This is a genomic window from Microbacterium sp. (assembly GCF_049650565.1).
GTDB lineage: Bacteria > Actinomycetota > Actinomycetes > Actinomycetales > Microbacteriaceae > Microbacterium.
In genome coordinates, this window is record NZ_JBASAK010000070.1 from 1 (window position 1) to 9,239 (window position 9,239).

Sequence of the window (9,239 nt, forward strand, 5' to 3'; positions counted from 1 at the left end):
ATCTGGGACGGCAACGAGGTGTGGCTGATCACCGCCGGCGCCGCCATGTTCGCGGCCTTCCCCGCCTGGTACGCCGCGCTGTTCTCCACCCTGTACGTGCCGCTGACCATCACCCTGGTCGGGCTGATCGTGCGGGCCGTGGGCATCGAGTACCGCGGCAAGCTGCACACCGAGCGGTGGCGCACGATGTGGACCTGGCTGATCGGCGTCGGCTCCCTGATCGTCGCGTTCTGCATCGGCGCGGCCCTCGCGCTCACCTCGACCGGGCTGCCACTGGACGCCAACGGCGACCGCGTCGGCGGACCGTTCGTGTGGCTCACGCTGCCCGCCCTGCTGGGCGGCCTGGCCGTGGTCGGCTTCGCTCTCGCGCACTCGGCGACCTTCCTGGGCCTGAAGGCGGATGGCCCCGTGCGCGAGCGGGCCGGGCGCTTCGCGGCGCGCTGGGCGCCGCTGTGCCTGGTGCCCGCCGCCGGGTGGGCCATCCTGGTGCAGTTCGAGCACGGCGGCAGTGTGCTGTCGTGGGCGCTGGTCGCGCTGGCCGCCGTCGCTGCCGCAGTCGGCTGGGTCGCGGCACGGGCCAGGCGCGAGGGCATCGCGTTCGCGGGGTACGCGGGATTCGGGCTGTTCGGCGCCGCGTCGATCTTCGCCGGGATGTTCCCGCTGGTGCTGCCTTCGACAGTGGATGCCGCGTTCGACCTGACCGTGTGGAACGCCGCCAACGGCCCGTACACACTGGGTGTGATGACCGTTGTCGCGGGGATCTCGCTGCCGGTGATCGTGCTGTATCAGGCCTGGAGCTACTGGATCTTCCGCAAGCGCGTGACGCCGGGGATGATCCCCGAGGTGCACATCGTGCTGCCGGCGGTGCTCCGGGCGCGCTGAGGGGCGGAGCGGATCGAGTGCGTGTGCGGCGAGCGCCGGCCGCGGGGATGTGCGCTTCGCGCGGGCGGATTTCGGGTATTCGTCCGCGCGCGGCGCACATCCCCGCGCGAAGCGCACGCGCCACGAAGCAGGGCATTGTCGCCGGCGGTCACCGCAGCGTGAAACCGCCGTCGCTGCTGATCACCTGACCGACCACCCACGAGCCGGCGTCCGTGCACAGCCATCCGATCAGCCGAGCCGGGTCCTCAGGCCGTCCGAACCTGCCGAAGGGAGTGGACGCCAGGAATTCGGGGACCCAGCTCAGATCGCGGTCGGTCGTGGCAGGGTCCAGGTACCCGGTGTCCACCGGGCCGGGGTTCACGGTGTTGAGCACGATCCCGGCATCCAGCAGCTCGGCGGCAACGGTCTTCGTGACACCGGCCAGCGCGGCCTTGCTGGTCGCGTAGGCGACCTCGCCGCGCATCGGCCCGTCCAGCTGACCCGAGGTCATCCAGATCACGTGCCCGGTGGGCTTCTCGAACGGCCGCGACGACGCGCCCCGATCTCCGGGACGCGCCGCTGTCTCGGCATCGGGCGCGCCGAGTCGAGAGCGGGTGCGGCGTGCGAACTCCGCGGTCAGCAGGAGGGTGGCTCTCGCGTTCGCTTGCCAGTGCGCGTCGAGGTGATCGGCGGTCATGTCGAGGATGCTGCCGTCGGAGCCGCTCAGTGCCTGGTTGCACACCAGGATGTCGAGTTGCCCGGTGAGAGCCGCTGCCTCGTCGATGAGCGGTCCGATGGTGCTGGTGTCGCGCAGATCGGCGTGCAGATCGCCCTGCTGCGCGCCGGGGACGAGGGCATTCCGGATGCCCTGTCGCACGGCGGCGAGGTCGTCGCCTCCCCAGGGCTGGTCCAGGTCGTGTGGGCGGTAGTGGTGGATGAAGACGCTGGCTCCGAGCGAGGCGAGAGTCGTGGCGACGGCGAAGCCGATACCGGCGCGGCGTGAGACGCCGGTGACGAGCGCGGTCCTTCCGGACAGGGGCAGGTGCATGATGAGTCCTTCGAGCTGAGGATGCCGCGAGCGCGGCGGATGATTGCGACGGGCTCATCTGCATTGCATGCCTGAAACGATAGCAACGTCGGTCGCCTTCGCGCCCGCAGGGCCCGACACGCGGCATCCGTGGTGCGCGAGCGGATGCCGCGACTAGTCTGGCCGCATGATGTACGAGCACCTCGGGGCTCGGCCCCGCATCCACGACACCGCCGTCGTGGCGCCGACCGCTGTGATCTCCGGCGATGTGGAGATCGGGCCGAGCTGTCAGGTGCTGCACGGCGCCGTGATCACCGCCGAAGGCGGGCCCATCGTGCTCGGCGAGCACGTGATCGTCATGGAGAACGCGCTCATCCGCGCGACGGCTGCGGATGCCGTGCACGTCGGCCACCATTCGCTGCTGGGCACGCTGTCGTCCGTCGCGGGTGCCGACATCGGGGCGGAGTCGTTCCTGGCATCCGGCGCCCGCGTCTTCAATGGCGCACGCGTCGGCTCGCACTGCGAGATCCGCGTGAACGCGATCGTGCATCGGCGCTGCATCCTGCCGGACGGGAGCGTGGTCCCGATCGGCTGGATCGCCGTCGGCGACCCGGCGCAGCTGCTCTCGCCCGACCACGATGAGAAGATCGCGGCACTGCAGCCCGAGCTGGATTTCCCCGGCTACGTGTTCGGCGTCGATCGCGACACCCCCGACTTGATGGTCCAGCTCACCGAGCGCTACGCCAGCTCCCTGGCTCGCCACCGGCACGACCAGCAGGTCTGACCCCCGCTCGGTGCGTCCCTGCTGAACGCCGAGACCCCTCGTGAATCACGCGATTCACGAGGGGTCTCGACGGTGCAGAGGAGTTTCGATCAGATGACGCCCTGCGCCAGCATCGCGTCGGCGACGCGCTCGAAGCCGGCGATGTTCGCACCCGCCACGTAGTCGCCGGGGGCGCCGTAGCGCTCGGCGGCGCGGAACGACGCGTCGTGGATGTCGGTCATGATCTCGCGGAGCTTCTGCTCGCTGTTGGCGAAGTTCCAGCGCTGGCGGGACGCGTTCTGGCTCATCTCCAGGGCCGAAGTGGCCACGCCGCCGGCGTTGGCGGCCTTGCCCGGCGCGAACAGCACCTCGGAGTTCTGGAACTCGCCGACGGCCTCGGGGGTGGAGGGCATGTTGGCGCCCTCGGCGACAGCGCGCACGCCGTTGGCGATCAGCGTCTGCGCGGACTGGAGGTTCAACTCGTTCTGTGTAGCCGACGGGATGGCGATGTCGACCGGGGTCTCCCAGACGTTGCCCCCCTCGACGAAGGTGGCACCGGGGCGGCGTCGGGCGTACTCGACGATGCGGCCGCGCTCGACCTCCTTGATCTGGCGGAGCAGCTCCAGATCGATGCCGGCGTCGTCGAGCACGTAGCCCGAGGAGTCGGATGCCGTGACAGCCCGAGCTCCGAGCTGCTGTGCCTTCTCGATGGCGTACAGCGCCACGTTGCCCGAGCCCGAGACGGCCACGCGCTTGCCCTCGAGTGTCTGGCCGTGCACGGCCAGCATCGACTGCACGAAGAACACCGCGCCGTAGCCGGTCGCCTCGGTGCGCACCTGGGCGCCGCCCCAGCCGATGCCCTTGCCGGTGAGCACACCCGTCTCATGACGGTTGGTCATCTTGCGGTACATGCCGAACAGGTAGCCGATCTCGCGGCCGCCCACGCCGATGTCACCGGCGGGGACGTCGGTGTGCTCGCCGATGTGGCGGAACAGCTCGTTCATGAACGACTGGCAGAAGCGCATGATCTCCGCGTCGCTGCGTCCGTGCGGGTTGAAGTTCGCGCCGCCCTTGGCTCCGCCGATGCCCTGACCGGTGAGCGCGTTCTTGAAGATCTGCTCGAAGCCGAGGAACTTCATGATCGAGATGTTCACGGTGGGATGGAAGCGCAGACCGCCCTTGTACGGGCCGAGAGCCGAGTTGTACTGCACCCGGTAGCCGCGGTTCACGTGCAGCTGGCCCGCGTCGTCGATCCACGGCACCCGGAAGATGATCTGGCGCTCGGGCTCGATGAGCCGCTCGAGCACGCCGTTCTCGACGTACTTCGGGTGACGTTCGAGCACCGGGCCGATGGAGTGCAGCACCTCGTGCACCGCCTGGTGGAACTCCGGCTCGTTCGGGTTGAGCGCGCGCACCGTGTCGAAGACGGGCTGTGCGGCGGCGCTGAGCGGATGGAAATCGGCAGTGGTATCGGTCACGCGGGGAAGCTTTCTCGGAATATGAATGGGGATGCGAGCGATCGTGTCGCATGATGCTTCGCCGGATCAGGCTGGAGTCTCACTTTACATCGGCTGTTAGGGGTCCCTAGCAAACGTGTCAGCCCGCCCGATCGGGGCCGATCACCCGGTGTTCTGCAGGCCGGCGGCGACCCCGCTCACTGAGAGCAGCAGCAGGCGCTGCAGATCGGGATCGGGCGCAGGCGCAGTGGTCGCCGCTGTGCGCAGGGCGCGCAGCGCCCGCAGCTGCAGCAGCGACAGCGCGTCCACATAGGGGGTCCGCAGCTGCACGGCGCGCTGCAGGATGGGCTTGTTCTGCAGCAGGCTCTCGCCGCCGGTGAGCCGGATGACCCAGTCGCGGGTCAGCCGCAGCTCGCCCAGCACGATGGCGGCGAGGTCGTCGCGATCGCCCAGGGCCAGGTACTGCGCGGCGATGCGCTCGTCGGTCTTGGCCAGGCTCATCGCGACGTTGTCGACCATGGTGTGCAGCAGCGGCCATTCGCGGTAGGCCTCGCGCAGCGCCTGCTCGTCGCCTACGGCATCCAGAGCCGACCCCAGTCCGAACCAGCCCGCCAGGTTGATGCGCGCCTGCGTCCAGGCGAACACCCACGGGATGGCGCGCAGATCCTCCAGCGACTCCACCGACAGCCCGCGGCGCGCGGGCCGCGAGCCCAGCGCCAGCAGGCCGATCTCCTCCATGGGCGTGACGGTCGCGAACCAGGGTGCGAATCCGTCGGCGTGCACGAGGGAGAAGAACCGCTCGCGCGAGGCGACGTCCATAGTCGCGGCGATGGGCGCGAAGCGCTCGGCGGCGCCGCTGGTGCGCTTCTCGACCGTCGGGGAGGATGCCAGCAGCGTGGCGGCCGCGACCTGGTCCATGTGGCGCATGGCGATGGCGGGCTCGCCGTAGCGGGCGAAGATCACCTCGCCCTGCTCGGTGAGCTTGAACCGGCCGTCGACGGAGTGCGGCGGCTGGGCGAGGATGGCCGAGTTGGCGGGTCCGCCGCCGCGGCCCAGCGCACCGCCGCGGCCGTGGAACAGGGTGAGGCGGATGCCGGCATCCACCGCCCACTGGGCGATGTCGCGCTGTGCGTCGTACAGTGCCAGCGTGGCCGCCACCGGACCGACGTCCTTGGAGGAGTCGGAGTAGCCGAGCATGACCTCCAGTCGATTGCCCGTGGCCGCGAGTCGCGCCTTGAACTCGGGGAACTCGATGACCTCGGCGAGGATGCCCGGTGCCGCCTGAAGGTCGGCGAAGGTCTCGAACAGCGGTACGACGTCCAGCACCGGGGCGTTCTCGCCCAGGGCGTACGCGGCCAGGCGGTGCACGTTCTGCAGATCGGCGGCCGAGCGGGTGAACGAGACCACGTAGCGGCCGGTCGCGCGCAGGCCGTAACGGCCCTGGATGTCGGCGATCGCGCGGAACACCTCCAGCACCTCCTGCGTCCGCTCGCTGAGCTCGCCGCCTGCGTCCAGTTCCGCGAGCGCCTCGGCGTGCACCTGCGAGTGCTGGCGCACCTCCAGCTCGGCCAGGTGGAAGCCGTAGGTCTCCACCTGCCAGATCAGGTGCTGCACGCCGCCGAACGCGTGGCGGGTGGCGCCGGCATCCGCAAGAGACGACTGCACGGTCCGCAGGTCCGCCAGCAGCTCCTCGGGTGCGCGGTAGGCGTCGTCCTCGCCGGTGCGGGTGGCCAGCACTCGGTGTCCGAGCGCCAGCAGCACGCGGCGGTGCGGCTCGTCCGGGGAGCGCTTGGCGATGGCGGCGGCCAGCTCCGGGTGCGCCTGTTCGAACCGCTCCCACTGGGCGACGACCTCGGCGCTGGGCGGGGTGCCCTCGGCGTCGAGGGTGAGGGTGCGGCCGATGCGCTCGATGGCGCGCTCGATGCCGCGCAGCACGTGGTCGGCGGCGATGCCGGCGGCCTCGCGAGTGACGGATGCCGTGACGAACGGGTTGCCGTCACGGTCACCGCCCACCCACGTGCCCACCCTCACGAATGCCGGGACGAGGGGGGCGCCGTTGCCCGATCCCTCGCCACGGAGCTCGTCATCGATCCGCCGATACACGTGCGGAACGGTGGTGAACAGCGTCTCGTCGAACACGCTCATCACCGTGCGCACCTCGTCGGTGGGCGACGGCTTCTGGGCCCGCAGCGGCGCGGTGCGCCAGAGTGTGTCGATCTCTTCCAGCATCCGGCGGTGCGCGCGCTTCTGCTCCGCGCCACCGGCGCTTGCCGCGTCGTTCTGCGTGAGCAGATCGGACAGGCGACGGATGCTGCTGGACACCGCTCGACGGCGAGCCTCGGTGGGGTGTGCGGTGAAGACGGGGTGGAAGCGCAGCTCGGCGAGGCGGGCTCTGGCCTCGGCATCGCCGATCTCCTGGCGCAGCTGCGCGAACGCGGCGGCCACGGTGTCGGTCGCGCCCTCCCGGCCAGGCCGGCCGGCGCGCTCGCGCAGCACGCGCACGCGCTGGTGCTCCTCGGCGAGGTTCACCAGATGGAAGTAGCAGGTGAACGCGCGTGCGACCTCGTCGGCGCGCTCGATGGTGAACGACTCCGCGATGGATGCCGCCCGCGCGAAGGCCTCGTCGTCGGCATCCGCCGCCTGGATGGCGGCCAGCCGGAGCCGCTCGACGTCCTCGAACAGGCCCGGCGTGCCGGACTCCCGGAGAACCTGACCGAGCAGCCCGCCCAGCATGCGCACGTCGGCGCGCATGCTGTCGGGAATGCCGTTGGACGCCTCGAAACGGGAGATGACTCGGATGGCTTCGGTGTTCGTCGGCTCGAGGGTCATGACCCGAGCGTAACTCGGGCTCCGGACGGGCCCGTGCTTCGTGACGGCCGCCCCGCGAACGGTCACGACCTACGATGGTGGGGATGCGCATCACGGCCAATCCACTACGGGGACAGCAGTTCCCCGCCGCCCTCCTGCTCGCCGCCGCGGCCCTCGGGCTGCTGTTCGCGAACCTGCCTGCGCATGACGGGATCGCCGTCGTGCTGGATGGGCATATCGCCATCCCCGGCACCGCGCTGGACCTCTCCGTGCACGAGTGGGTGGCCGACGGTCTGCTGGCGATCTTCTTCCTGGTGGTCGCCATCGAGCTGCGACACGAGCTCACGCACGGCGAGCTGAATTCGCTGAGCAAGGCGGTGCAGCCCGCGATCGCCGCCGGCGGCGGCGTGATCGTGCCGATCCTCATCTACCTGCTGGTCGCGGGGGGAGGAGCGACCCACGTCGGCTGGCCGATCCCCACGGCCACCGACATCGCCTTCGCGCTCGGCGTGCTGGCCATGTTCGGGAAGGGACTGCCCTCGGCGGTGCGGGTGTTCCTGCTGGCACTGGCCATTCTCGACGACATCATCGGCATCGTGTTCATCGCCGTGCTGTTCGCGCACAACGTGGACTGGCTGATGTTCGGCCTGTCGGTCGCGGCCGTGGTGGCGTTCTGGGCGCTCAGCCACTGGCTGCACGCCACCGGGCATCCGGGCATCGCCGTGGCGATGGGCGTGGTCGGCCTGATCGCCTGGGGGTGCATGGCCCTCTCGGGCATTCACGCGACCATCGCCGGCGTGCTGCTGGGCCTGGTGATGGCGCCCGTGCCCGCCGAGCGCGTGCGGCACGCGCTGGAGCCCACCGTGAACGGACTCATCCTGCCGGTGTTCGCCTTCGTCGCGGCGTTCGTCGTCATCCCGCAGGTGTCGCCCTTGCAGCTGTCGCCGGCGTTCTGGGGCATCCTCATCGCGCTGCCCGTCGGCAAGGTCATCGGCATCACGCTGTTCGGCTGGCTGAGCCTGCAGATCCGCCCACGCGGCACGGCACCCGCGCTGGTGCTGCCGGATCTCATCGCTGCCGGCGTGCTGGGCGGGATCGGCTTCACCGTCTCGCTGCTGCTGGCCAATCTCGCGTTCGCCGGGGAAGGTCCGTTGCGTGACGAGGCGATTCTGGGCGTGCTGGGCGGATCGCTGATCGCGCTGGTGCTGTCCGGGGCGTTCGTGTCGATGCGCGCCAGGCACTATCGGACGCTGGCGAAGAGCGCCGCGTGAGGAGGAAGCCGTGATCGACCCGCTCTCGGATGCCTCCGACCCGCTGCGGGCCGCCGCGGAGACCATGCGTCACGTGCGCGAGCGCTGCGTGTGGTCGCAGCGCATCACGCACCGCGACCTGGTGCCGTACCTGATCGAGGAGGCGCACGAGGTCATCGAGGCCGTCGAGACCGAGGACCGTGCGGGCCTGCGGGAGGAGCTCGGCGACCTGCTCTGGCAGGTGCTGTTCCACTCCGCCGTCGCCGCGCAGGATCCGGATGACCCGTTCGACATCGACGACGTGGCGCGCGGGCTCACCGAGAAGATGGTGCGCCGACATCCGCATGTCTTCGGGGGTGCCGTGGCGAGGACTCCCGAAGAGGTGCTGGTGCACTGGAACGCGGCCAAGGCCGCCGAGAAGCGCGAGCGGCGCAGCGTGCTCGACGGCGTGCCCGCCGGCATGCCCGCGCTCGCGAGGGCGCAGAAGGTGCTCGGGCGGGCGGCGAAGGTCGTTCCGGTCGTTGAGCGAGCCGAAGGCGAGACGAAACGCGTCGACTCCGAATCCGCCCTCGGCGACGCGCTCATCGCCCTGGTCGCCCATGCCCGTACCAACGGCTGGGATGCCGAGCGCGCGCTGCGCGAGCGCATCCGGCTGCTGGAGGACGAGGTCCGCGCGGCCGAGGCCGGCCTGGATCGATAACGCCGCGGCACCGGCATCCGCTCGACTCTCTCTTCTCTGTCCAGGAGCCGAGTGCCGGTTCTCAGGCCTCATCGCCGACGTTTGGCTTCTCGGGAGCTGGATGCCGGATGCCGATTCTCAAGTCCCACCGTCGGCATTTGGCTTCTCGGGAGCCGGATTCCGGTTCTCACGCCGCATACCCGACATGTGGCTCCCTGCCAGGGAGCTGAAGTCCCATCAGCGAACGGGACGGACGGGCATACTCGTCAGACCTGGAAAGATGGACGGGTGGCAACCGTGAACCCGCCGCGCGGAATGCGCGACTTCCTCCCCGCTGACAAGGCCCGTCGCGAGCGCGTGCTCGCCGTCATCCGCGAGCGCTACCGCGCGCACG

Annotated in this window: 7 protein-coding genes; 4 read left to right on the top strand and 3 right to left on the bottom strand. The window is 70.2% G+C overall.

The features are described 5' to 3' along the window. On the top strand, positions 1 to 882 hold an 882-nt coding region (cydB, locus tag WA967_RS12285; protein WP_424422960.1), incomplete at its 5' end, for a cytochrome d ubiquinol oxidase subunit II. Positions 883 to 1,030: 148 nt separating this feature from the next. Here cydB and WA967_RS12290 read toward each other — a convergent pair. Beyond that, a complete protein-coding gene (locus WA967_RS12290; protein ID WP_424422963.1) occupies positions 1,031 to 1,909 on the bottom strand; it encodes an SDR family oxidoreductase in 879 nt (292 codons plus the stop codon). A gap of 166 nt (positions 1,910 to 2,075) precedes the next feature. Here WA967_RS12290 and WA967_RS12295 point away from each other — a divergent pair, with 166 nt between their 5' ends. After that, positions 2,076 to 2,672, top strand: coding sequence for a gamma carbonic anhydrase family protein (locus tag WA967_RS12295; RefSeq protein ID WP_424422965.1), 597 nt, complete (start codon positions 2,076 to 2,078; stop codon positions 2,670 to 2,672). Positions 2,673 to 2,761: 89 nt separating this feature from the next. On the opposite strand, the gene gdhA is transcribed toward WA967_RS12295, so the two are convergent. Both gdhA and WA967_RS12305 read right to left on the bottom strand, forming a co-directional pair. Then, positions 2,762 to 4,129: an NADP-specific glutamate dehydrogenase gene (gene gdhA / locus WA967_RS12300; protein WP_424422968.1), complete on the bottom strand. Its 1,368-nt coding sequence runs from the start codon at positions 4,127 to 4,129 to the stop codon at positions 2,762 to 2,764. Between the two features lie 141 nt (positions 4,130 to 4,270). Further along, positions 4,271 to 6,937 (bottom strand): phosphoenolpyruvate carboxylase, encoded by a 2,667-nt coding sequence (locus WA967_RS12305; RefSeq protein ID WP_424422971.1) that lies wholly within the window; start codon positions 6,935 to 6,937, stop codon positions 4,271 to 4,273. 83 nt (positions 6,938 to 7,020) lie between these two features. On the opposite strand from WA967_RS12305, the gene WA967_RS12310 reads away from it, so the two are divergent. Both WA967_RS12310 and WA967_RS12315 read left to right on the top strand, forming a co-directional pair. Further along, complete coding sequence (locus WA967_RS12310; protein WP_424422974.1) at positions 7,021 to 8,187, top strand: Na+/H+ antiporter NhaA; 1,167 nt, start codon at positions 7,021 to 7,023, stop codon at positions 8,185 to 8,187. A gap of 64 nt (positions 8,188 to 8,251) precedes the next feature. Further along, positions 8,252 to 8,866, top strand: a complete 615-nt coding sequence (locus WA967_RS12315; RefSeq protein WP_424422976.1) for a MazG family protein — start codon at positions 8,252 to 8,254, stop codon at positions 8,864 to 8,866. Positions 8,867 to 9,239 lie beyond the last annotated feature (373 nt).

Bases quoted from the DNA above. Each gene is read 5' to 3' on its own strand.
- WA967_RS12305 (WP_424422971.1), bottom strand. From the start codon at position 6,937: ATGACCCTCGAGCCGACGAACACCGAAGCCATCCGAGTCATCTCCCGT.
- WA967_RS12315 (WP_424422976.1), top strand. From the start codon at position 8,252: ATGCGTCACGTGCGCGAGCGCTGCGTGTGGTCGCAGCGCATCACGCAC.
- WA967_RS12310 (WP_424422974.1), top strand. From the start codon at position 7,021: ATGCGCATCACGGCCAATCCACTACGGGGACAGCAGTTCCCCGCCGCC.
- WA967_RS12290 (WP_424422963.1), bottom strand. From the start codon at position 1,909: ATGCACCTGCCCCTGTCCGGAAGGACCGCGCTCGTCACCGGCGTCTCA.
- WA967_RS12295 (WP_424422965.1), top strand. From the start codon at position 2,076: ATGATGTACGAGCACCTCGGGGCTCGGCCCCGCATCCACGACACCGCC.